This is a genomic window from Nonomuraea cypriaca (genome assembly GCF_015645445.1).
GTDB classification, from domain to species: domain Bacteria; phylum Actinomycetota; class Actinomycetes; order Streptosporangiales; family Streptosporangiaceae; genus Nonomuraea; species Nonomuraea cypriaca.
This window is the reverse complement of the sequence record NZ_JADOGI010000023.1, coordinates 23,973-45,091: the sequence shown is the minus strand read 5'-3', so window position 1 is coordinate 45,091 and position 21,119 is coordinate 23,973. Positions and strand designations below refer to the sequence as shown.

Genomic DNA, 21,119 nt, shown 5'->3' with positions numbered 1-21,119 from the left:
GTGAGCCATTCGTTCGCTGACTCAAGAACATCGGATTTCACGCGCCGTTCGCAGTGCCGGAGGGCCTGTCATGCGCGGGACCTTGGTCACTTCGCGGTGGTGCGGGACGTTCGCCTGGTGTCCGCCCGGGAGGTAAGCGGCCGGTCGAGACCGGGTCAACACTCGTCCGGGCGGTGTTGCGCCACCTTTGGCACGCCTTTGTCCCCTGGCTATAACAGAGCGGAATTGATCTTCGCCGTGAGAGCCGGGGGCCGAGTTGATCAGCAGAACAGCACGCATGGCCGTTTGCGTGGGCCTGGTCGCCGCCCTGTGCGTACCGGGGCAGGCGGCGGCCGATCCCCCTGTGGCGGCCGCGCCTGCACAGCCGGTGCTGGACCTGGTGCTGGACGGCGGTTCGCTCTCCTTCCTTGACGCCTTCGCGATCCTCGCGGGCCGTCCCGTCTCCGCCCGGCTCGCGGCGGACGTACCGGCGAACATGAACAGGACGCGGGCTGGAGCGCTGGCGGCCCTGGAAAACCAGCGGGTGTACGGCTGGAACCAGGCGCTCGGGCCGTTGAAGGACCGTCCGCTGTCGCCCGATCAGGCGGAGCAGTTCCAGCGCAACGTCCTGCGCTCCCACGCCGCGGGCGTCGGGGAACCGCTGCCCGGCGACGTGGTCAGGCTGGCCCTGATCCTCAAGGCGAACCAGATGGCCAGGGGAACCGTCGGCGTGCGGCCCGAGGTGCCCCAGCGACTGCTGGCCATGGTCAACGCGGGAGTCCTGCCGCGCATGCCGCAGATCGGCTCACTGGGCACCGGCGACCTGCAACCGCAGGCGGCTGCGGGGCTCGCGGCACTCGGCGAGAACGCGCCGGTGCGCTACCGGGGTGAGGAGGGGCCCGCTTCCGAGCTGCTGCCGAAGGCCGGGCTGCCCAGGGACTTCGTCCTCCAGGCCGGGGAGGCGCTGCCGATCATCAGCGGCAGCACCGTGGTGGCCGCCATGCTGCTGGACGCCGTACGCCGGGCCACCGTACTGGCCGACCAGGCGGAGGGGGCGTTCGCGCTGTTCATGGAGGCGACCAGGGCCGAGCGGGGGTCGCTGGACGCGCGTACCCACAAAGAACGTCACATCCCCGAGGAGAACGCGATCGCCGCGCGACTGCGCGCGATGGTGGCGGGCTCGGGCTGGATGACGGAGGAGGGGCGCGGGCTCCTCGACCCGGCGAACTACGAGCCGCGGATCCAGGACGCGGTGTCGGTACGGGCGGCACCGCACATCATGGCCGGCCTGCGGCACGTCCTCGCCGACGCCCGCCGGATCCTGGTACGTGAGGCCAACTCCTCCACCTCCAACCCGCTGATCTTCAGGCGTGACCAGGGGCCGGGGTTCGAGTTCGTGATGGGCGGCAACTGGGACGGCTCCGTCATGGGACATCTCGCCGACACCCTGAACGCGGAGATCACCGACGTCGGCGTGCTGTCGCAGGAGCTGTCGGGGCGGCTGCTGTCGCCCAGGTGGAGCTACGGCCTGCCGGCCAACCTCGCCGGCGGGACCGTCGGGCTGAACTCCGGAATGGTGCAGGTGCAGACGGTGGCCGCGGCGCTGATACCGGAGATGCAGGTCAGGGCCACGCCTGCGGGAACGTTGTCCCGGCCGGTCAAGGACGGGCAGGAGGACCACAACACGATGGCGATGGCCTCGGTCCGGCACCTGAACGAGAACCTCGACCGGCTGGAGACCGTCCTGGCGGTCCAGTACCTGATGGCGGCCCAGGGCATCGACCTCATCGCGCCGAAGATGTCCGGCCTGCCGCTCGGCGCCGTCACGCGAGACCTTCATGCGGAGATCAGGCGGTACGTCGCCCCTCTGGGCGAGGACCGCTATCTGACCCCTGACCTGGAGCGGGCGATCTGGCTGATACGCAACCGGCACCTGAGGCCGTCGGTCGCGGGCTGACACCGAACGCCCCCGGCCACCGACGGCGGCCCCTACCCGTGCGCAGACACAGAACGGCCCCCGTCCTTGTGGGTGCTGGGGAGGGCGGGGGCCTGTTCGTGTCCGACCTGGTCAGGTCAGCATCGACTCGCACCGTCGAAGTTCCTGGGGCCGCGCGGAACCTTGCTGCTGACCGTCGCGCCGGGCCGCGCGGTCTGGCAGCTCCCGTCCACTCCATGTGCCCAGACGATCTTCAGGTCCATGGTGTAGCTGCAGTCGTTTCTGGCATAGCCGGTCTTGGTCACGAGGCCCGTCTCCTGCCAGACGGTGACGCAGGTCGGAGCGTTGCCCGCCGGGATCGCTGATATGGACGCCGCCGCGGTGCCCTGGAGGGCAGTGAGGCCGACGGCGAGGCCGAGGCCGGCCATGAGAGTGGTCCTGAGAGTTACGAGCATGGTGGTGATCCGTTTCCCCTCTGAGAGTGGCTGCTGGAACGGTCCTCCCCGGCCCCTTCCGCCCAGGCCATCGCGCCTGGTCCGAGCAAGGTAGGAGCAACAGCCACGATCTCAACCACGCCGTACGTCTCTCTACGGCGGCGACCGACAACGCGCCTCGGCCAGCTTGATGGCGTGGCGGCTGTAACGATCCACAGCCCTCTCCGAGAATGCGGGCAACCCTCACACACAGCACGAACCGCACCCCTGAATGGACGCACCTGGGCCAACCGCCTCGACCCACCTGCGGTCTCCGTCCTGTGAAGCGCCCGGCTTGGTGGAAGAAGACCGGCACCTGAGGGGCACGGTTCATCGGCCGGTCAGGACGCCGCGCAGAAACCGGGTGTAGGAGATCTGACGGTAGGCGGCAAGCACGCGGGCGACCGCCTGTTCTTCCTGGGCCAGCGCATGGTGGTCGGCGCGGGCCGCCGACAGCCGCTGGTTGGCGTCTTGCAGGACCCGCGCCGCCCCCTGTACCGCGGCGGCGTGCCGATCGGTCATCTGTCGTACGGCTTCCGCCTGCCGGCGAGCGAGATCGGTGCGGACCTTGGCGCGGTCCCGTTCGATGCGCCCGCGCTGGTCCTTGACCGCGGTCACCTCAGCGGCGTAGCGCGCTTCGATGGCGCTGCGCTGGATGTCGGGAAGCGCCCTCGGGACGAACGGCTGGCCCCTGGCGCCGTTCAGGTGCGCCTCGCGCCACTCGAGCAGCGATGCCGCGCGCGATTCTCCGACTCCTGGCACGTGTACCGAATGGCCGTTCGCCAGGATCAGGTGAACTTCCGAGCTCTGGTAGCCGGTACCGACGTAACGGATGTCGACGAAGTCGGCCGGGGTCGAGATGCCGCACACCGCCAGCCTGGCCACGGTGGTCTCGCCGATGCCGGAGATGGAGCCCGCACGCAGCTTGATGCGCCTCAGGTATGCGCCCACCTGCTGTCCCTGGAGGTCCTCGAGGGCGCGGCGGAGCTCCTCCGACTTCCTCGCGGCCAGTGCCTGCAACTGGTGGTCGAATGGATTGAGCTGCTGCGTCGTCTCCCGGTCGAACGTCCCGAGCTCTCGCCGCCGCCCCTCATGAAGATCCCGCAGTTCCGTCGTACGCGCGTCCGCCCTCTTGACGTTGTCCGCCTGACGCTTGTCACGTTCCTTCTCGGCACCGGCCGCCGCTCTGAGCGCCTTCCTGGCCTTCCGGCGCGCTCGGTCCAGCCGGGAGGTGATGGGCTTGCGTGCCCTCGGCTCGGGACGCGAGGCGTAGACGGCACCCATGGCGGCGAAGCCCAGCGGCGGGCCCAGGAGCGCGACGGCCCACGGAAAGCCGGCCAGCCACACGACGAGTGCCACGGCGACGCAGAGCCCGAGAAATGTCAGCCGGGCGATGATCAGAGCGCCTCGGTGGTTCTGGAAGGTCACGAGAGAGGGCGGCGGAGGCGCGGAGATGTGCCCGCTCATCCAGGTCGGGAGCCCTATGGGAGCCTGGGTGGCGGTTTTCATGGTGGCGGCCGGCGAAACGGTCACGGTCCGCGGCGGAGTCAGGGGCGGTAGAGGAGTCAGGGGCGGGAGTACGGACAGCGGCCGGGACGCGAGGTCCGCGACGAAGGTGGCCAGACGCTTGATGTCATCCACCTGGTGCCCGACCAGAGCCGCCATCCGGGTCGAGGCCTTCGTGCCCGCGAAGTCCTCGTCCATCAGCAACAGGTGCTCACCGCCACGCTCATGCAGGACCTGCCACAGCGTGGGATCGAGCGCGACCGTGGTCAGCGACAGATAGATCAGCCAGACGGAGAACCGGTCCAGTTCCGGGCCGAACTCCGCGCCCGTGCGGTTGGGGGACTGATAGTGGCGATGACCTCGTTCCGTCGCGGCAAGCCCGTTGAGCGCGGGGACGTACATGCCGTCGTAGTCGACGAGCCGCAACGTGCCGTCGGCCGCCACGAGCAGGTTTCCGTGCTGGAGATCGCCGTGGGCGATCCCGGCCGCGTGCAGGTCGGCGGCCAGCTCGGCGAAGCGTCCTGCCAGGCCGAGCAGTGCGGTCTGGTCACCGAGGTGGTCTTCGATCCAGCGGATCAGGCTGACCGCCTCGACCCATTCCATGCGGAGGATGGGAAATCGCCGACCGGCCACCATGATGCCGGCGGGCTGGTGGTCGAAACCCATCTTCCACCGGTTCGGGAGCCGCCCGAGATGGTCGCTCACCGCTCGATAGCGCTTCTCCTGGTCCGATACCTCCCGTGTGAAGCATTTGATGGCGTACCGCCTGCCGGCTGTCGTCTGGGCGGAGAAGACGCTGGCGAAGTTGCCGGAGATGGGCTTGGGCCGCCCGAGCCTGTCGGATTGCAGGGTCGCCGACCGTAGCTCCGTGTCCGTGAAGCAAAGGCCGGGATTCTGCAACGCCTCGACATAATCACTGCCGCTGGGGAAACGCCTGGCCGCCATGAATCACCACACCGACACGTGAATCAGTGTGGCATCGTCGTTACGCATGCGCCCGCTCAACCTTTCCTCTCCGACGAACTCCGCGAAGTCCGGCCCGTCCGCGGTTCCGAGGTCCCGCAGAATCTCCCAGGGGCGGCCGCCGTGCTCTGCCTCGCGCAGGAACCAGGCGGCCACGGCGTCGGTGCACAGGTAAATGTCGTCCTGCTGCCGGATGCTTCCCGCACCCATGGCGACACGTTCCACGATGCGGCCGGAATCCTGATTCCGGCTGTTCAGCAGGTCCGGGCTCGTACCGAAATCCGCGCTTTCAGCCAGCGGGAACGTCGTGATGAGGCTGTCGTCGCGAACCTGGAACAGGCAGCAGTCCCCGATCGCGGCGGCGAACCACTGACCCTCGTTCGCCATGGACACGCGAAAACCCAGAGCCAGCAGGGTGGCGTACGCGCCACGATCCAGCTTGGGCTGCTCGTACCACTGGATGGGGCGACCGTCGGCCTCTCGACCGGCGACGTAGTCACTCAGCGTCGCCGGCCACGACGCCGACGCCGCCACCGCCTCGCGCCCGAACCTTTCCGCGGACACCAGGGCCTCGGGGGTGACGCCGGCGAAATGATCTACCAGCGACCGCGCCCAGAGGCCCGCGAGCGCGCTCTCGGACGCACCGTCGGACAGGGCGATCCTGAGCGACGCGACGTCGATCTGGTCATCCAGGACAGGAGGGCAGATGCGGTACGCGTCCTCGTACTCCTCCGCGTGGCCGCCACCCTTGTGCGTGCGGTGGGAGGCGACGCTGCCCGGTATCCGGCTACCGCAGGTCTGTCGCACGGGTGCCGATGTCGAGGAACTGCACCACCGATGTGATGTCAGCGTTGTAGACGAAGCCGCGAGTGCCGTCGCTGACGGTGAATCCCTCCTGCGCCGCGTACGAGCGCATGTGCGGAGGCAGCAGGCTGGACATGCCGAACAGCGTGCGCGCATAAGTGTCGGGCAGGTCCGCGTCGGTGTCGGGGAAGGTGACCGGGGAACCTCCGGCGTCGGACACGTGCAGATTGAACAGCAGCACGGCGCCGTCCGCGCTCGCCAGGGAACGGATGCCGGCGGCGGGAACCGTCGGATCGCCGTCGTTTGCCTCACCGTCCGTCAGGTTGAGCACGATCGGCGGGAAGCAGGCGGGGTGTTCGCCGAGCCACCTGTCGACAAGGCGGTGCACGTGCTCAAGGGCCTGCCGCATCGGCGTGCCGCCGTTCGACACCGGGTCCATCCACACCGGGAACCGCACGGTGCTCTCCACCAGCCCGCCGGCCCCGTCGGGAACCTTCTTGACGCGTTCCTCGAGGCGCGCGGGGTTGTCCGCGATCTGGCTGAGCGGGACGAGGTCACGGCCCGCGAGGGAGCCGCCGAATGCGGAGCCCACGCTGGTGTGGCCGTATCCGACCACGGCGACGTGGAAATAGTCGCGAACGCCTTCCTCCTTGGCGCACTTCACCGAGAGCTCGGTGAGCAGCCGGTTGATGGCGTCGGACACCACCGATGCCTTGCTCGTCGGAATCTCGCCGCCGATGGCGTCGCTCATCGAAGCGGACTGATCGACCAGGAAGACGAAACAGGTGGGATTCGATCGGCTGATCTCAGCCGTGTAGGGCATAGGCCTGTCCTTTCGCGCATGCGAAGCGGTCCGCATCGGCCGGTCGTACTGGGGAAGATTGGAACGATCTATGGGCAGGGTAGACCCAAGTGGCGTGATCTACCTGGTGTGCGGGAGATCTCGGAGGTTGCGATCGAATCACGTGGCCTCCTCCTCGGTCAGCATCCGGGCCGAGCGGGCCGGGAGCAGCGATGCCGAGCCCAGCAGCCAGTCCGCCAGTCGATCCCGTTCGACCAGGATCAGTGGCTCCCGCGCACCCAAAGCCTCGAGCCTGGCCTGTTTGGTGAGTCGGCTGGAGGTGACCAGGATCCCGGTGTGCCCGGCGAAGGCGTTGGCCAGCGCGCCCAGGAAGTTGCGTACGTCGGGGGCGCCGACCGGCTTGCTGTAGCGCTTGCAATGGACGGCGTACCGGCCATGTCCCGCGGCGACGGCCGTGATGTCCACTCCGCCGTCACCACTGCCGCCACGCTCGCGGACCTGACGGAACCCATCGGCGATCATCCGCTCGGCGACGAGGTGCTCGAACTCGGTGCCGGACATCTGGTCCACCTTCTCCAGTTCGGCGTTGGCGGCCAGGAACCGCTGTCTCGCCGCCTGGATCACGCGGTGCCGGAGAACGAGACCGCCCGCGACCATCACGACGAGTAAGCAGGCCATCCCCATGGCCCACCCTGGATGGTCGCCCACGAACCGGACCACGACGACGGCCACGACGACGGCCCCTGCGGCTCCCCAGCCCCAGACCTCCTGACGTTTCCGTGATCTCCGCTTACCGCGTACTCGCCTGGAGCCCCTCGCCATGGTGCCTCCTCGATGGATGGTGTCACAAGCGAGTGTGCGCCGCTGGACCGACAAAACCGGTACCCGGTCATATCCTTGATCAGGTCGCCGACCGCGCGGCCGCGAAGGGAGCGGATGTGCGTCGTTACGCGCGCGTCGTGGTCAAGCTCAGCGGCGAAGCCCTCGCGGGCGGTGCCGGTTGGGTCACGGATCCCGGCAGCCTGGGTCAACTGGCGGACGAGATCCTTACAGGGAGGCCCTGACGGCAGGCGTGCGGGTCATGGACGAGAGCGCGTTCGTGCTCGCCAACGAGCACGGCCTCGTCATGCACGTCTTCGACGTAGCGGCCAGGGGTGTCATGAGGGCGATCCGCCAGGGCGAGGACATCGGCACGCGCATCACCGCCGATGCCGGGACCGCGTGAGGCCCTGGCATCCCGCACGCGTCGCTCGGTCTTGGCGCAGAGGGCGGCGTTGACCCGGTTCGGGGCGGGCTCCGTCGTGGGCAGAGCGGCCACGCTGGGACCGGCATGTGAGCCTCAAACTCCGCAGGGCAGGCTCACGCTGAGCATGGTCGGCCCACCTGGAGGGCTGTGCAGCGAGAACATTCCGTCGTGCGCTTCGACCCGGCGGCGGATGCCGGCGATGCCGGAGCCGCTGCGCTCGTCCGCCCCGCCCCGGCCGTCGTCGGTGACCTGGATGTCGAGCCGGTCGTGGTGGCGGCGAACCGTGACAGCGGCGTGCCCGGCATGACTGTGCCTGGTGATGTTGGTCAGCGCCTCGGCCACCACGAAGTAGGCGGTGGCCTCGACGGACATGGCGGCCCTGGTCGCGATGTCGGCGTCGATCCGGCACGGCAGCGGGCACGCCGCGGCCAAACCGGTGAGCGCGTCGGCAAGACTCCGGTCGCTCAGCACGGGCGGCAGGATGCTTCGTACGACGCCCCGAAGCTCGCTCAGCGCCTGCTCGGCGGCGCCCTGGGCGCGTTCGAGAGGCTCCCTGGCGGTGGACGGGTCGCGTGCCAGCGCACGAAGCGCCGCGCCCACCAGCACGTTGACCGCCACCAGCCGATTCTGCGTCCCGTCGTGCAACGACCGTTCGATCCGCCGCAGCTCCGAGGCGTGCGCGTCCAGCGCGGCGGCACGAGTCGCGGTCAACTGCGCCACCCGCAACGTCAGATCGGTGTCGGAGACAGGAGCCAAGAGCCGCCGCCCAGGCCAGGCCTGCAGTCGCGCCATACCAGGTGCGAGGGTCACGGTGAGCACGATCCACACCGGCGCCAGCAGGGCGACGCCCAGAGCGCTAGCGGTGTCCCGGACGATCCAGAGCCCCATAGTGGCCCCGGTCGCGGCCTCCTCCGGCGGCAACACCCACCACCACAACGCGAACGTGGCATCCTGCACCGCGTCGACGGGCAGCGAGATCATCAGCAGGCCGAGCATTGTCCCGTACGTGGCGTGAATCGCCACCCAGCCCAGCTCACGACGCGCTGTCCGATCGGCCAGCGCGTCCCGGAGCCTCGCCGGCAGCGGCTCCGGGTGGATGATCTCCGGGCCCCACCGCGAAAGCCGGCCACGCTCGCGGTTCGCGACCGCCCGCACCCCGCGCAACGCAGCCGGCAGCAGTAAGAACCCCACGCCCACCACGCAGGCCAGCGCGGATACGACCAACGCCACCAGCGCGACCCCCGCCAGAATCCCCGTGCCGAGCCCGCCCACGAGATGCTCGAGCCCATCAAGGGCGGCGCGGGCACGCGCGCCCACGTTCCACCCGACGGCAGGCCGCCGACGGGCCCTGACACGAGAGGCCGGCACACGTACCCCCTCAACCAGACGCCCGGACGCCCAGGCCGTCATAGATCACCATCAAAGCGACAGCAGGCTATACCCGGCCTGTCTCCCTGTCAGGGCCACGGTCAGATTGGTCGTCCGCGCCGCCGGGGCTCACTTTTTGCGGCCGGTACGGCGGCGCGAGGGGCGTTCGGGTGGCAGCACCTCGACCGAGGTCTTGCGAATGTGGTCGTAGACCAGCGACGTGCGGACGTCGGCGATGTTGCGGTGGCGGGCGACGTGGTCGAGCACGAAGTCGCGCAGGTGGGCCGCGTCCCGCACGCCCACCTGAACGATGAAGTCGTCGCCCCCCGACACGACGAAGACGGCCAGCGTCTCGGGGAGCTTGGCGACGTAGTCGCGGAAGCCCTCCACGGCCTCGCGGATCTTGGGGTGCAGGCGCACGTTGATGAGCGCCTGGACCGGCCGGCCGATCGTGTCGAGGTTGACCTCCGCGTGGAAGCCCTCGATGACCCCGTCGGCGCGCAGAGAGCGCACGCGTTCGAGGCAGGTCGAGGGGGCGATGCCCAGGCGCTCGGCCAGCTCGCGGTTGGTCTGGCGGCCATCGCGCTGGAGCTCGGCGATGATCGCCGTATCAAGTTCGTCCACACGCGTATCATCCCACGACTTTCCGAACTTCCTTCGGAATTTCGTATCTCCGACTGGTGGAATGACGGGATCTCAGCGACTCTCTTGGGAGAACTTCGGAGAGGAGAAGTACTAGATGAAGGTTCTCGATCGGCGCAGCGATCAGCCGACCAAGGAGCACGCCGTCAAATGGGTCATCGTGATGGACCGCGACCTGCCCCGCGGGCTCCAGGCCAACGCCGCCGCCTGCCTGGCCGCCTCCGTCGGGGTCGCCGTGCCGGCGATCGTCGGCACGGGCGGCGTCGACGCCTCCGGCCTCACGCACGCCGGATTGCCGTGGACGGGGTGTACGGTGCTGGCCGCACCGACGGCGATCGTCAGGCGGATCAGGAACGACGCGACCGCCGAGCCGGAGCTGGTGGTCTCCGACATGGCGGACATCGCGCAGCGGGCCGGCGTCTACGACGACTACCTGGCCGAGCTGGCGCGTACTGAGGAGCCTTCGTACCACGCGGTCAGCCTGTTCGGACCGCGCGCGATCGTACAGCGCCTCACTGGACGTCTTCCCCTGCTGCGCTAGCGATCAGCACGGTAGGCGCGCCCCCTCAGCCGAACTGCGCCGCATCCACGCCTCCTGTTCCGCGCGTGGCCCGTCTTCGGCGTGTCGCACTATCGGTGTTGTTCGGCGGTTTCGTTGAACAGTTCGTCGAGGGTCTGGGCGGTGACCGCCAGGGTGAGCCAGGCTTCGAGTTGGGCGAGGTCGGTGCAGGCGGTGATCCGGGCGCGCGCGTCGTCCGGGACGTCCAGGCCGCGGGCGGCCAGCACGAGTAGCACCGACCTGGCTGCCTCGTTCGCCTCACCTTCGGCTTTGCCTTCCGCCTTGCCTTTCGCTTCGCCTTCTTTGAGGCCGCGGCCGAAGTGTTCGCGGGCCCAGGGGGTGTAGACCGGCCAGTGGGTGGACGTCATGATCTCCTCCATGAGGCGCCGGATTTCCGGGGTGGCCATGCTGTAGGCGTATTCAGTGTACTTCGGAGCGTGTTCGTCGCGGGTGTCGGCCAGTGCCGTGGCGAAGGCCTCGACGACCTTGCGGTCGCGGCCGTGGATCATGAGGGACATGGCCGACAGTTCCAGGTGGGCGGCGGCTTCCTGGGGGTCGGTGATGGCCGGGATGTCGTCCGGTCCCAGTACGCAGGCCTGCGGGCGGTAGCCGCTCAGCCCCGAGTCGATCGGCTGGGCGTAGTAGGTGGCGGCGCTCCGGGTGGGGCAGATGACCAGGACCGTGACGTCGCAGCCCAGCATCAGCCACACGGCGGCGGCGTAGCGGGCGAGTTGCCGGGGCGGTTTGGACTTGTCGTTCTGGACTTCCACGATGATGGCGTGGGCGGGCGATTGCGGCGGTCCCAGGACCACGACGAGGTCGGCGTCGAAGTCATCGGAGGTGCGGGTGTTGAAGGTCTTGTCCTCCAGCCGGACCAGCGACGTGGCGGGCAGGTCCACCCCCATGAGGTCACGCAGGATCTCCACCGCCAGCTGGGGGCGGTCGCTGATCATCTGAACGAGGGCATCGTGTCGGGGGGATGGCATGGCGCTCATTGTCACACAACGAGCACTCATAGTGACTGAATACGCTGGAACTCAGTACCCCAGTGAGATGCTGTGGCCGACGGCGGCCGGGTTCGCCAGCGCGGCGAGGATGGCGTGGGCGCCATCGGCGCATATCGGCCCGCCAACTCCAGGGCGAGGCCCCAGGGCCGACACCACGGCGTCTCGGCCGGTCACATTGGCGACGATGGCCTCGGCGTCCATCGCATCGGCGACCACCGGTTCGAGCCGTGGGTGACCCGCCCGAGGCAACCGGCCCACGTCGCGTACGACCGCGGTGACGTGGTGGCCCGCGGCGAGAGCCTGATCCACGAGGCGCTGCCCGGTGCCGCCGGTCGCACCGAAGACGGTCGACTCCATCTACACTCCCCATGTTAGTAAACGCTCGCTAACCAGCGAGGTTAGTGAGCGATTACTAACCTCCTGCTCGCGCTCGCCAGGATCAACGGCCTGGAATGGCATCAAGTGGAGAAGGTCGCCGAGACGAAGCGCGACGAGCGTGGCGCCTTCCGAGATCGCCTCTTCTTGATGTGACGGTCGGCATCCGGCGCGGACGCGGCGCAAGGGGTGCTTGATGACTGTGTGCTTGATGACTTATGCGCATATTCCGGTCATAATGATCATCGTGATGTGCGCTGACCCTCAAAGGAGACAGCCCATGCGTGATATCCCCTCCGGTGGGAAGCGCCCTTCCCTCAGTCGGCGGAGGCTGTTCACAACCGGTGGGGGGATCACGGCCGCGGCCGCGCTCGGATCCGCCGGTCTCGTCCTCGGCGCCGGGCCGGCGGAGGCGGACGTGCCGGATTCGCCCCGTTTCGACCTGGCCGGTGCGGGAGGCAATCCGGTCTGGAAGCAGTCACTGCACGCCAACTGGGTGATGCAGTCCTTCGCGTACGACAACGTGCACCAGCACATCTACTTCGCGCAGGTCAACTCCCAGAACTCGGACCCCGACCACGTCGGCGACCTCTGGATCACCAAGACCGACACGTCAGGAAGAGAGCTGGGCTCCATGGCCCTACACAACTTCGGGCACGGGGTGTCGATCGCGGCCGAACCCTACGACGGATCCGTGTATCTGTGGACGGAGTGGCAGTCGAGCGCCAGCGGCTTCGGCACCAGGATCGGGCGGTTCAGGTTCGTCGACGGCGCCGTCCTGGAGAAGAACAGCGGCGCGATCCAGGACCGTACCCCCTCCATCGGTGGCACCATGATCAATCCTCAGCCGGCGATCGACCCGTCGACGGACCGGCTGCTGGTGCGCTACAAGACCGGCACTGATCTGCCGCGTATTGTCGCCTTCAACGGCAACGATGCCCGTGCGGGCCGGCTGGCCAGTGAGCACCGCCTGGCCGAGCGGGCCCTGCCATCCCGCGGGGCCTGGGGTTCGAGCAACCCGTTCCAGGGCTTCACTGCCTACGGCCGCTACGCCTATCTACTGGAAGGCAAGGCCAACGGTCCGTCGTACATCACCGTCATCGACCTCAACGACACCGGGCAGTCCACTGTGATCGACAGGTGGGAGACCAAGGCCGGCGAATCGCTGTCGGGTCGAGAACCCCAGGGCATGGCCATCTGGATGCATTCAAGCGGTCCGCGCCTGGCCTTCGGATTCCACTCGAACACCGGCGGCGTGCGCCAGGCCGGCGTTTTCTACATGAGCCAGTTCGTCTGACCGCCGCCTACCGGGTGGGGTGCGGGAGGGCGCCGGTCGCGGCGGCGTGGCAGCGGGTCGCCGCGAAGGCCACCGCCACGGGCACGACGAGCAGGGCGGCGCGGGTGACGGACACCATCGCGGCGGCCAGGAGCAGGGTTCCTGCCATGGTCAGGGCCCGCGCGGGCGCGGCGAAAGCGAGTCGCGCCGACGTGCGCAGTGAATGGCGTACGCCCGCCCGCTCCAGCGCCGCCACTGGAAGGGCGAAGACCGCGGCGACGAATCCGCAGGCCACGACGGCCAGCCAGGCGACCAGGAAGGCACGTCGTTGCACGCCGTCCATGAGGCCGATGACGAGCAGGTCGGTGGCGGCCAGGGCGGCGGCGAGCGCCAGGATCAGGCCGACGCCCGTCGCCGTACGGCGGTGCGCCCAGACGTGTGTGAGGTAGGAGCGTGCGCCCGGCTCCGCATCGCGGGTCGTCCAGTCGCGGACCGACGTGACCAGGGCCGCGGTGGCCGCCGGCGCGGTGACCAGGGGCAGGCAGGCCGCCAGCCACAGCAGGTTCAGGTAGACGGCGACCACCACCACCCGGATCAAGCGCGGCAGGCCCCACCCCGAACTCGGACGCGCCAGGTCCCGTGCCCTGGTCGGATGCGCCAGGTTCGGCGGCCAGGTCAGGCGCGGTGGGTTCGGCATGGTGTCCCCCTATCCCTTGAGGCCCGTCATCCCTTGAGGCCCGTTCCCTTGAGGCCCGTCATCCCTTGAGGCCCGTCGTGGCGATGCCCTCGGTGATATACCGCTGCAGGCCCAGGAACAGCACGAACGCGGGTACCAGCGCGAGGACGCTCATCGCGAACAGCGGGCCCCAGGAGGACTCGCCGGTCGCGTCCAGGAACATGCGCAGGCCGAGCGGGACCGTGAACAGGTCCGTGTCGTTGAGGTAGATGAGCTGGGCGAAGAAGTCGTTGTACGACCACAGGAAGCTGAAGATCGTGGTCGTGACGAGCGCGGGCTTGAGCTGGGGCAGGATCACGTACCAGAAGATGCGCCCTGCGCCGCAGCCGTCGACGCGGGCCGCCTCGTCCAGCTCGATCGGCATCCCGCGGATGAACTGCACGAGCAGGAAGACGAAGAAGCCGTCCACGGCGAGGAAGTGCGGCAGGAACAGCGGGTAGAACGAGTTCACGAAGCCGGTGAGGTTGAACGCGGTGTACTGCGGGATCAGCGTCACGTGGTGCGGCAGCATCATCGTGGCCAGCATCACCGCGAACCAGGTCTTCTTGAGCGCGAAGTCCAGCCGGGCGAACGCGTACGCCGCCAGCGTGCAGGAGAACAGGTTGCCGGCCACGGTGAAGGCGGCGATGACGAAGGAGTTCTCGAAGAAGATCCGGAAGGAGACGCCGAGGCCGCGCCAGCCCTCGGCGTAGTTGGCCAGGTCCCAGGTCCGCGGCCACAGGCCGCCACTGCTGAAGATCTCCTCATCCGGGCGCGCCGAGCTCGCGAACAGCCACAGCAGCGGATAGAGCAGGGCGAAGGCGGCGGCGATCAGGCCGAGGTGGGCGAGCAGGCGGCGCGACCTGGTGCGGACGGCCCGGTCAGGGCTCGAGCCAGCGGCCGGGCCAGGGCTCAGGCCACCGCTCGGGCCAGTGCTCAGGCCAGTGCTCGGGTCAGTGCTCAGGTGAGCGCTCAGGTGAGCGCTCAGGCCAGTGCTCGGGTCAGTGCTCGGGCGAGGACTCGGGTCAGTGCTCATAGTGAACCCAACGGCGGCTGAAGGCGAAGTTGACCGCGGTGACGGCGCCGATGATCACTACCAGCACCCAGGCCAGCGCGGACGCGTACCCCATGCGGAAGTTCTCGAAGCCCTCCTGGTAGAGGTACAGCGTGTAGAACAGGGTCGAGTCGGACGGGCCTCCGGTGCCGTCGCTGACGATGAACGCGGGCGTGAACGCCTGGAACGAGCTGATCAGCCGCAGCACCAGGTTGAAGAAGATGACCGGGCTCAGCAGCGGCAGCGTGATGCTGACGAACCGCCGCACCTTGCCGGCGCCGTCCAGCGCGGCCGCCTCGTAGAAGGTCGCGGGGATCTGGCGCAGCCCGGCCAGGAAGATGACCATCGGCGCGCCGAACTGCCAGACGTGCAGGACGACCAGCGTGTACAGCGAGGTGGACGGGTCGGCGATCCAGGCGGGTCCCTGGATGCCGGCCAGCGCGAGCAGCCGGTTGACCAGGCCCTCGCCGCCGAACACCTCCCGCCACAGTACGGCCACCGCGACGCTCCCACCGAACAGCGACGGCAGGTAGAACACCGACCGGTACAGGCTCATCCCGCGCAGCCCGCGGTTGAGCAGCACCGCGACGGCCAGCGCGAACACCAGCTCAAGCGGCACGCTGAGCACCACGTAGAGGGTGGTGACCTTGAGCGACTGCCAGAACCGGGAATCGTCGGTGAACATCCGGGCGTAGTTGTCGAGGCCGATCCACTCGGGAACGGTGAGCAGATCGAAGTCCGTCGCGGACAGGTAGAGCGAGACGAGCATCGGCCCGAGCAGGAACAGGACGAATCCGGCCAGCCACGGGATGAGGAAGAGATAGGCCGCGGCGTTGTCGCGGTGCCGTTTGCGGCGCGGGGCGGGGGGCGGGGGCGCAGGTCCCGCCGCCCGGTCCGGGATGGTCATGGTCTCTGACATATCTCTCCGGGGGTCAGCGCAGGGTGCGGTCGGCCTCGTCGAAGAACCTGGTGACGGCGGTGGCGACGGTGGCCCGGCCGAAGCCGACGTCCTGGTTCTGCTTGCCGAAGACCTGGTCGAAAAGCTCGCCGGCGCCGACCGGGTAGATGTGCCTGGGGGCGGGGTCCTCGCCAGCGCTGCGCTCGTACTCCTCGATCGTGAGGCGTACGAGCTCGTCGGCGCTCGCCTTCGTGGCCGCGCGGAGGCTCTCGAACACCGGGATGCCGTGCTCGACGACCATGCCCCTGGCGGCGACCGCGTCGCCGAGCGCGTACGCGCAGAAGGCCGCCGCCGCGCGGGCCTTCGCCTCGGGGGCGTCGGCGGAGACGGCCCACCACTCGACGGGCGTGACCATGGTGCCGATCCGGCCGCCGCGCCGCTCGCGCGGGAACGGTACGAACGCCAGCTCGTCGGTCGTCAGCGCGGCGAAGCCGGCGATGCCCTTGGCCGAGTAGGCGCCGCTGATCACGCTCTTCTTCTTGATCAGCGGCGAGTTCTCGAAGCCGCCGCCCTCCGCGGTGACCGTCATCGGCGTGCACAGCCCGTCCCGCCGCAGCCGGTCCCACATCTCCCACCATTCGGTGAGGTGGTCCTCGGTGAGCGTGAGCGACCCGTCGGCGCCGAAGATCCCGGTGCCACGCGAGCGCAGGTAGGACTCCAGGGCGTTGACGTCACCGCCGAAGTCCGAACTGCCGCGTACCTTGCCGCCGCTGCGCTCGCCGACCGAGCGGCAGAAGCCCTCGAACTCCTCCTGGCCCCACTCGCGGTCGGGTTCGGGCACGCCGAGCTCGCGCAGCGCCGTCCGGTTGTAGAGCACGGCGGGCACGGTGGACAGGCCGGTCGGGATGAAGTGCAGCTCCCCGCGGTACTCGCAGGAGGGCCGCACCGCCGCTGCGAGCCGGTCCAGCGGGAGCGGGTCGGGGACCAGGCCGGTCAGCGGGCGTACGGCGCCGCGCTCGGCGTACTCGGCCAGGCGGGTGATGTCGAGCTGGAAGACGTCGGGCGTCCGGCCGCCGGCGACCTGGGTGGCCAGCTTGTCCCAGTAGGACGCGAAGCCGGTGTAGCGCTCCTTGATCGTCGTGCCGGGGTTCGCCTTCTCGTACGCGCGGGCGATGGCCTGGGTGTACTTGGCCCGTTTGCCCTCGACGTACCAGAAGAAGTCGATGTCGCGGCCGGTCGCGGCGGAGGACCGGCGGGTCAGGCCGCGGCAACCGGTGATGGCCGCGAGACCCGCCGTCCCCGCCAGCAGCGCGCGCCGCGACATCGGACGGCCCCGGGCGCGTACGAGGGTGGCGGTCACGGCCGGCCGCCCACGGGGATGACGCGGCGGGTCTCGGTGGTGGTCAGGTCGGGGGCGGTGCCGAGGCCGAGCCGTTCGTACTGCTCGGGCGGGCAGCCCTCCGCCGACATCGCCGCGCGCAGCGAGTCGAGGACCCTGGCCCGCACCGCCGGGGCGTCGTCCCACCGGTCGGCCGTCTGGCCCGGGTCCTCCGACCGGTTGAACAGCATGCTGGCGCGCTCGCGCGGCCGGATGCCGACCGGCACCCGCCACTGCGGCAGCCCGACGCCGGGCATGAAGTAGCCGGCGCCCTGTGGGGGCACCGCGCCGTCGAGGTGCAGCGACCGGTACAGCGACGCCGAGTAGTAGTAGAGCTGGGTGTCGGCCTCGGGCGACTTGAACAGCGTCCAGTCGCCGTCGGAGTAGCACACGCCCTGACCGAAGCTGCCGTAGAGCACCGCGTCGCGCACGCTCGCGCCCGGGTCGCGGAGCAGCGGGAGCACGCTGCGGCTGTTGGTCGCCTCCGGCACGGGCACGCCCGCCGCGTCGAGGATCGTGGCGAACAGGTCGACGGTCTGGGTGAGCCCGGAGACGCCCTGCCCGGTGCCCGGATGGTCCGGGTGCCACATGATCATGGGAATGTTGGCGTGGCTGTCGTAGTGGGGGTACTGCTTGGCGAAGTGGCCGCGCTCGCCGAGGTCGTGGCCGTGGTCGGTGGTGAAGATGACCGCGGTGTCGTCCCAGAGACCCTGCTCGTCGAGGGTGTCGAACAGCTTGCCGAGGTGGTGGTCCAGCATCGCGACCTTGCCCGCGTACTGGGCGCGGATGTAGGCCAGTTCGGCCTCGCTCACCTGCGCCATGAACGCGGCCTCCAGGTCCGGATCCTGGTAGGGCGGCCAGAGCGTGAAGTCCTGCCAGTCGCCTGGCCCGTCCCAGAACATCGACCGGTACGGCTCGGGGACGTGGAAGGGCTCGTGCACGTCGAACAGCTCGACCTGCAGGTAGAAGGGGCGCCGGTCGGTGTTGCGGCCGAGCCAGTCCCTGGCCGACTGGATCACCTTGGCGGTGAAGAAGTCGTCCTCGGTCTCGAAGTCGCGCACGTTCGCGTAGTACTGCCTGGGGCCGCGCGGGCGCCACCGCTCGGTGCTGCGCACCCAGCGGGGCACGTCCTCGTCCGCGTACGCAGGCGGCTTCCAGAAGTCGACCTCGTGACCCCTGATCAGCTCCGCCGACTGGAACGACTGGAGGTAGCCGTTGCCGGGCTCCTCCCAGTAGTGGTAGTGGTCGGTGGTGATGGCCGTGGTGTAGCCGGCCTGGGCCAGCAGCTTGGGAAAGCGGTCGTCGTACGGCTCAAGCGAGCCCCACGGCCGCCACAGGAACTCCTGCCGCCCGGTGAACAGCTCGCGCCTGGCGGGGATGCACGGGAGGCTGCCGACGAAGTGGTTGTCGAAGCGGTGGCCCCGGCCGAGCAGCCGGTCGATGTTCGGCGTGGGGATCGGGGAGTCGGCGTACGCCGGGAGGTGGTGCCGGTTCAGGCTGTCGCTGAGGATGAGGATCACGTTGGTCACGTTCGCCGCTCCTGCCCGCTTGCCGGGTTAGTGGGTAATCGATTTCTCACGAACTTAAGAGTGACGCTCACTTGATGTCAAGGCATCGGTGAGTTCCGCTACTCGCCGACGGTCTGCCGGTCAGCGGAGGAGAAGCTGATCACGAAGACGGCCTCGTCGTCGCCCACGTTGGTGGCGTTGTGCACCACGCCGGCCGGGATGCTGATCGTGTCGCCAGGCCCCATCGCGACCCGCTGGTCGCCCGCCACGTGCTCGATCGTGCCCTGGAGCACGTGCAGGACCTCGTCGCAGTTGGGGTGGTGGTGGCGCGGGTTGGCCTTGCCGGGCGCGATGTGACAGCGCCCGACCGTCATCGTGGTGGAGTTGCCCAGCCGGCCCGCGACCATCCACTCCAGCCGGCCCCAGCCTGTGTGCTCGACCTCGCGGTCCCCGGCCCGCGTCACCCAAGCGCTCATCGGTCATCCCTCTCGATCGTCACGGTGGTGCCTGGCGGCGTCTCGCGGTACACCTCGAACAGGCGCATGATCTCCAGTGCCTCGTCCAGGGTGCCCTTGACCGGCGCCCGCCCCGACAGCACGCTGTCGCAGAAGTGCCGTATCTCCGGCGCGTACCCCAGGTAGAACAGGTTCTTGTTGGATAGCTGGCCGAGGGAGAACTCCGGCTCCCAGACCAGCGGCGCCACGTCGTCGTCCACCACGAACGACGCGTCCCTGCCGTAGTCCCTGCGCGCCCCCGGCCGGTAGTAGGTCAGCCGCACGCCGTTCTCCACGATCACGTTGGCGTCCCGGCCGACCACCTCCAGCCGTTCGAGCGGCGACGTCTTGGCCACCCCGGAGATCAGGTGCAGCGAGCCGATCGCGCCCGAGGCGAACCGCAGCGCGGTCACGCTGCTCCCGCTGCCCGGCTCCCACTCGTACGACAGCCGCTCGACCGGCCCCATCAGGTGCGTCAGCACGGCGGCCGGGTGGTACACGTGGTCGAGGAACCAGCGCATGGCCTTCAGGTCGTGCCGCTCGGCCAGCGGCGGCAACCCCTGCGGGTAGCGTACGGAGATCGACGACACCGGCCCGAACGCCTCGCTCGCCATGATCGAGGCGACCTTCTCCACCGCCGGCATGAAGATCTTCTTCAGCCCCGCCATGACGAACCCGCCGGTCTCGGCCGACACCCGGCGCAGCTCCAGCACCTCGGCGACCGAGGCGGCCACCGGTTTCTCCATCCAGACGTGCGCGCCCGCGCGCAGGCAGTCCATGGCCAGGTCGGTGGCCTGCACCCGCCCGGTCTCCTGGTCGTAGGAGGTGACGATGAAGACGGCCGCGGGCTTCTCCCGCTCCAGCATCTCCAGGTGATCGGTGTAGGGGGTGGCGCCGCCGAACGTCCCCGCGTACGCCGCGGCGCGCTCGGGCCGCACGTCACAGACGGCGACGAGGTCGACCGGGGCGTACTGGAACGCCGGGTAGATGTTGCGGTAGGAGTGCTCCCCCGCGCCGATGAAGGCGCAGCGGACCCTTTCCTCGTACTCGAACTGATAGGTGACGCGATCTGGCACGCTGACCCTTTCTCACATGACCGGGCGCACGGTGCGGAAGCCCACGTTGCCGCCGCAGCTGTCGGGGGTGTTGGCGGTGCGCGCGGCCACGCGGTAGCGGTCGCAGTACGACACATGACACAGGTACGACCCGCCGCGCATGACCCTGGACCCCGCGTCGTGCCCGCTCCGCGGAGAGGGGGCGCTCCACCGGTCGGCGCACCACTCCCACACGTTGCCCACCGCGTTGTGCAGGCCGTGACCGTTGGGCGGGAAGGCGTGCACGGGGGCGGTGCCGCGGTAGCCGTCCTCGGCCAGGTTGCGGACGGGGAAGTGGCCCTGCCAGATGTTGCACATGTGCTCACCGCCCGGCGTCAACTCGTCGCCCCACGGGTAGAGCTTGCCGGCGAGGCCGCCGCGGGCGGCGTACTCCCACTCGGCCTCGGTGGGCAGGCGCGCGCCCGCCCACGCGCAGTACGCCGCCGCGTCGTTCCACGACACGTGCACGACCGGGTGGTCCCACAGGTCGTCGAGGCCGGTGCCCGGGCCGCCGGGATGCCGCCAGTCCGCGCCCGTGACGGCGCACCACCAGGGCGTCACCTCGGGCCGGGGCGAGACGCGGCGGATCGCGGCCGGCAGGAAGCCGGCGAAGACGTAGGACCAGCCGATCCGTTCGGTCTCGGTCACGTAGCCGGTCGCCTCGACGAAGCGGGCGAAACGTGCGTTGGACACGGCGTACGCGTCGATGCGGAACGGCCGCACGCCGACCTCCCGCGCAGGACCTTCGCCGTCGTCCGGCCGCGACGGCGTGTCGGTGCCCATGAGGAACGTGCCGCCGGGAAGCTCGACCGTCTCGTCATAGTCACGGACGCCGTCAGGAACGGCCACCGCATGGTCCTGGACGGCCACCGCGTCGGCGTGCGCCGTCTCCGCCTGTTGTCGCTCGAACCCGCTCGGTCCGCAGCAGGAACCGCCGGTCGTCATCGATGCTCTCCTTCCCGCACACCCTTGACAGTCCAGGGGCCGCCGGATACTCCTAGAAATCGATTACTCGGCACCGTAGCAGAGCTCCAGGTCATGG

Annotated in this window: 21 protein-coding genes; 4 read left to right on the top strand and 17 right to left on the bottom strand. The window is 69.3% G+C overall.

What is annotated here, in order from left to right; genetic code table 11:
• Nucleotides 1–277: 277 nt before the first annotated feature.
• Complete coding sequence (locus ITP53_RS10435; protein ID WP_195895138.1) at nt 278–1,936, top strand: HAL/PAL/TAL family ammonia-lyase; 1,659 nt, start codon at nt 278–280, stop codon at nt 1,934–1,936.
• Between the two features lie 116 nt (nt 1,937–2,052).
• On the opposite strand, the gene ITP53_RS10430 is transcribed toward ITP53_RS10435, so the two are convergent.
• From ITP53_RS10430 to ITP53_RS10410, 5 genes are all read right to left on the bottom strand, one after another.
• Entirely contained in the window at nt 2,053–2,370 is a 318-nt protein-coding gene (locus tag ITP53_RS10430; RefSeq protein WP_195895137.1) for a hypothetical protein, read from the bottom strand.
• Between the two features lie 348 nt (nt 2,371–2,718).
• Nucleotides 2,719–4,839: a protein kinase family protein gene (locus ITP53_RS10425; RefSeq protein ID WP_195895136.1), complete on the bottom strand. Its 2,121-nt coding sequence runs from the start codon at nt 4,837–4,839 to the stop codon at nt 2,719–2,721.
• 3 nt (nt 4,840–4,842) lie between these two features.
• Nucleotides 4,843–5,664, bottom strand: coding sequence for a hypothetical protein (locus ITP53_RS10420; RefSeq protein ID WP_195895135.1), 822 nt, complete (start codon nt 5,662–5,664; stop codon nt 4,843–4,845).
• A complete protein-coding gene (locus ITP53_RS10415; RefSeq protein ID WP_195895134.1) occupies nt 5,645–6,484 on the bottom strand; it encodes a vWA domain-containing protein in 840 nt (279 codons plus the stop codon). Before ITP53_RS10415 ends, ITP53_RS10420 begins: the two co-directional genes overlap by 20 nt.
• A 138-nt stretch (nt 6,485–6,622) precedes the next feature.
• Nucleotides 6,623–7,285, bottom strand: coding sequence for a restriction endonuclease (locus ITP53_RS10410; RefSeq protein ID WP_195895133.1), 663 nt, complete (start codon nt 7,283–7,285; stop codon nt 6,623–6,625).
• A gap of 259 nt (nt 7,286–7,544) precedes the next feature.
• Between ITP53_RS10410 and ITP53_RS10405 the strand changes: the two genes are divergently transcribed.
• Entirely contained in the window at nt 7,545–7,688 is a 144-nt protein-coding gene (locus ITP53_RS10405) for a hypothetical protein (RefSeq protein WP_195895132.1), read from the top strand.
• Between the two features lie 114 nt (nt 7,689–7,802).
• On the opposite strand, the gene ITP53_RS10400 is transcribed toward ITP53_RS10405, so the two are convergent.
• Nucleotides 7,803–9,026 (bottom strand): sensor histidine kinase, encoded by a 1,224-nt coding sequence (locus tag ITP53_RS10400; RefSeq protein WP_328814350.1) that lies wholly within the window; start codon nt 9,024–9,026, stop codon nt 7,803–7,805.
• A 180-nt stretch (nt 9,027–9,206) separates the two neighbouring features.
• Nucleotides 9,207–9,701, bottom strand: a complete 495-nt coding sequence (locus tag ITP53_RS10395; protein ID WP_195895130.1) for an Lrp/AsnC family transcriptional regulator — start codon at nt 9,699–9,701, stop codon at nt 9,207–9,209.
• Nucleotides 9,702–9,816: 115 nt separating this feature from the next.
• Between ITP53_RS10395 and ITP53_RS10390 the strand changes: the two genes are divergently transcribed.
• The gene (locus ITP53_RS10390; RefSeq protein WP_195895129.1) at nt 9,817–10,260 is read left to right on the top strand and encodes a DUF2000 domain-containing protein; all 444 of its coding nucleotides are present in this window, start codon (nt 9,817–9,819) and stop codon (nt 10,258–10,260) included.
• 89 nt (nt 10,261–10,349) lie between these two features.
• Here ITP53_RS10390 and ITP53_RS10385 read toward each other — a convergent pair whose 3' ends face one another.
• A complete protein-coding gene (locus tag ITP53_RS10385; RefSeq protein WP_236050663.1) occupies nt 10,350–11,231 on the bottom strand; it encodes an RpnC/YadD family protein in 882 nt (293 codons plus the stop codon).
• An 84-nt stretch (nt 11,232–11,315) separates the two neighbouring features.
• Entirely contained in the window at nt 11,316–11,642 is a 327-nt protein-coding gene (locus ITP53_RS10380) for an NAD(P)-dependent oxidoreductase (RefSeq protein WP_195895128.1), read from the bottom strand.
• Nucleotides 11,643–11,940: 298 nt separating this feature from the next.
• On the opposite strand from ITP53_RS10380, the gene ITP53_RS10375 reads away from it, so the two are divergent.
• A complete protein-coding gene (locus tag ITP53_RS10375) occupies nt 11,941–12,957 on the top strand; it encodes a phage baseplate protein (protein WP_207755753.1) in 1,017 nt (338 codons plus the stop codon).
• Nucleotides 12,958–12,964: 7 nt separating this feature from the next.
• Here the strand turns inward: ITP53_RS10375 and ITP53_RS10370 are convergent, their stop codons facing one another.
• The 8 genes from ITP53_RS10370 to ITP53_RS10335 form a co-directional block, all read right to left on the bottom strand.
• Nucleotides 12,965–13,633 (bottom strand): YesL family protein, encoded by a 669-nt coding sequence (locus ITP53_RS10370; protein WP_195895127.1) that lies wholly within the window; start codon nt 13,631–13,633, stop codon nt 12,965–12,967.
• Between the two features lie 58 nt (nt 13,634–13,691).
• The gene (locus tag ITP53_RS10365; RefSeq protein ID WP_195895126.1) at nt 13,692–14,687 is read right to left on the bottom strand and encodes a carbohydrate ABC transporter permease; all 996 of its coding nucleotides are present in this window, start codon (nt 14,685–14,687) and stop codon (nt 13,692–13,694) included.
• Nucleotides 14,677–15,612 (bottom strand): carbohydrate ABC transporter permease, encoded by a 936-nt coding sequence (locus tag ITP53_RS10360; protein WP_236050662.1) that lies wholly within the window; start codon nt 15,610–15,612, stop codon nt 14,677–14,679. The genes ITP53_RS10365 and ITP53_RS10360 overlap by 11 nt, the downstream gene beginning before the upstream one ends.
• 25 nt (nt 15,613–15,637) lie before the next feature.
• Nucleotides 15,638–16,963 carry an ABC transporter substrate-binding protein gene (locus tag ITP53_RS10355; RefSeq protein WP_195895124.1) on the bottom strand — a complete coding sequence of 442 codons (1,326 nt, stop codon included), beginning with the start codon at nt 16,961–16,963 and terminating at the stop codon, nt 15,638–15,640.
• Nucleotides 16,960–18,510, bottom strand: coding sequence for a sulfatase (locus ITP53_RS10350; RefSeq protein ID WP_195895123.1), 1,551 nt, complete (start codon nt 18,508–18,510; stop codon nt 16,960–16,962). Before ITP53_RS10350 ends, ITP53_RS10355 begins: the two co-directional genes overlap by 4 nt.
• 98 nt (nt 18,511–18,608) lie before the next feature.
• Nucleotides 18,609–18,965 (bottom strand): cupin domain-containing protein, encoded by a 357-nt coding sequence (locus tag ITP53_RS10345; protein WP_195895122.1) that lies wholly within the window; start codon nt 18,963–18,965, stop codon nt 18,609–18,611.
• Nucleotides 18,962–20,059: a Gfo/Idh/MocA family protein gene (locus ITP53_RS10340; protein ID WP_195895121.1), complete on the bottom strand. Its 1,098-nt coding sequence runs from the start codon at nt 20,057–20,059 to the stop codon at nt 18,962–18,964. Before ITP53_RS10340 ends, ITP53_RS10345 begins: the two co-directional genes overlap by 4 nt.
• Before the next feature lie 12 nt (nt 20,060–20,071).
• The gene (locus ITP53_RS10335; RefSeq protein WP_195895120.1) at nt 20,072–21,022 is read right to left on the bottom strand and encodes a formylglycine-generating enzyme family protein; all 951 of its coding nucleotides are present in this window, start codon (nt 21,020–21,022) and stop codon (nt 20,072–20,074) included.
• Nucleotides 21,023–21,119: the final 97 nt, after the last annotated feature.

What these genes read in the sequence shown, in the direction of transcription:
- ITP53_RS10360 (WP_236050662.1), bottom strand. Translation starts at nt 15,612, where the DNA reads ATGACCATCCCGGACCGGGCGGCGGGACCTGCGCCCCCGCCCCCCGCC.
- ITP53_RS10410 (WP_195895133.1), bottom strand. Translation starts at nt 7,285, where the DNA reads ATGGCGAGGGGCTCCAGGCGAGTACGCGGTAAGCGGAGATCACGGAAA.
- ITP53_RS10415 (WP_195895134.1), bottom strand. Translation starts at nt 6,484, where the DNA reads ATGCCCTACACGGCTGAGATCAGCCGATCGAATCCCACCTGTTTCGTC.
- ITP53_RS10370 (WP_195895127.1), bottom strand. Translation starts at nt 13,633, where the DNA reads ATGCCGAACCCACCGCGCCTGACCTGGCCGCCGAACCTGGCGCATCCG.
- ITP53_RS10335 (WP_195895120.1), bottom strand. Translation starts at nt 21,022, where the DNA reads ATGACGACCGGCGGTTCCTGCTGCGGACCGAGCGGGTTCGAGCGACAA.
- ITP53_RS10380 (WP_195895128.1), bottom strand. Translation starts at nt 11,642, where the DNA reads ATGGAGTCGACCGTCTTCGGTGCGACCGGCGGCACCGGGCAGCGCCTC.
- ITP53_RS10365 (WP_195895126.1), bottom strand. Translation starts at nt 14,687, where the DNA reads ATGAGCACTGACCCGAGTCCTCGCCCGAGCACTGACCCGAGCACTGGC.
- ITP53_RS10385 (WP_236050663.1), bottom strand. Translation starts at nt 11,231, where the DNA reads ATGATCAGCGACCGCCCCCAGCTGGCGGTGGAGATCCTGCGTGACCTC.
- ITP53_RS10435 (WP_195895138.1), top strand. Translation starts at nt 278, where the DNA reads ATGGCCGTTTGCGTGGGCCTGGTCGCCGCCCTGTGCGTACCGGGGCAG.
- ITP53_RS10375 (WP_207755753.1), top strand. Translation starts at nt 11,941, where the DNA reads ATGCGTGATATCCCCTCCGGTGGGAAGCGCCCTTCCCTCAGTCGGCGG.
- ITP53_RS10390 (WP_195895129.1), top strand. Translation starts at nt 9,817, where the DNA reads ATGAAGGTTCTCGATCGGCGCAGCGATCAGCCGACCAAGGAGCACGCC.
- ITP53_RS10405 (WP_195895132.1), top strand. Translation starts at nt 7,545, where the DNA reads ATGGACGAGAGCGCGTTCGTGCTCGCCAACGAGCACGGCCTCGTCATG.
- ITP53_RS10430 (WP_195895137.1), bottom strand. Translation starts at nt 2,370, where the DNA reads ATGCTCGTAACTCTCAGGACCACTCTCATGGCCGGCCTCGGCCTCGCC.
- ITP53_RS10425 (WP_195895136.1), bottom strand. Translation starts at nt 4,839, where the DNA reads ATGGCGGCCAGGCGTTTCCCCAGCGGCAGTGATTATGTCGAGGCGTTG.
- ITP53_RS10345 (WP_195895122.1), bottom strand. Translation starts at nt 18,965, where the DNA reads ATGAGCGCTTGGGTGACGCGGGCCGGGGACCGCGAGGTCGAGCACACA.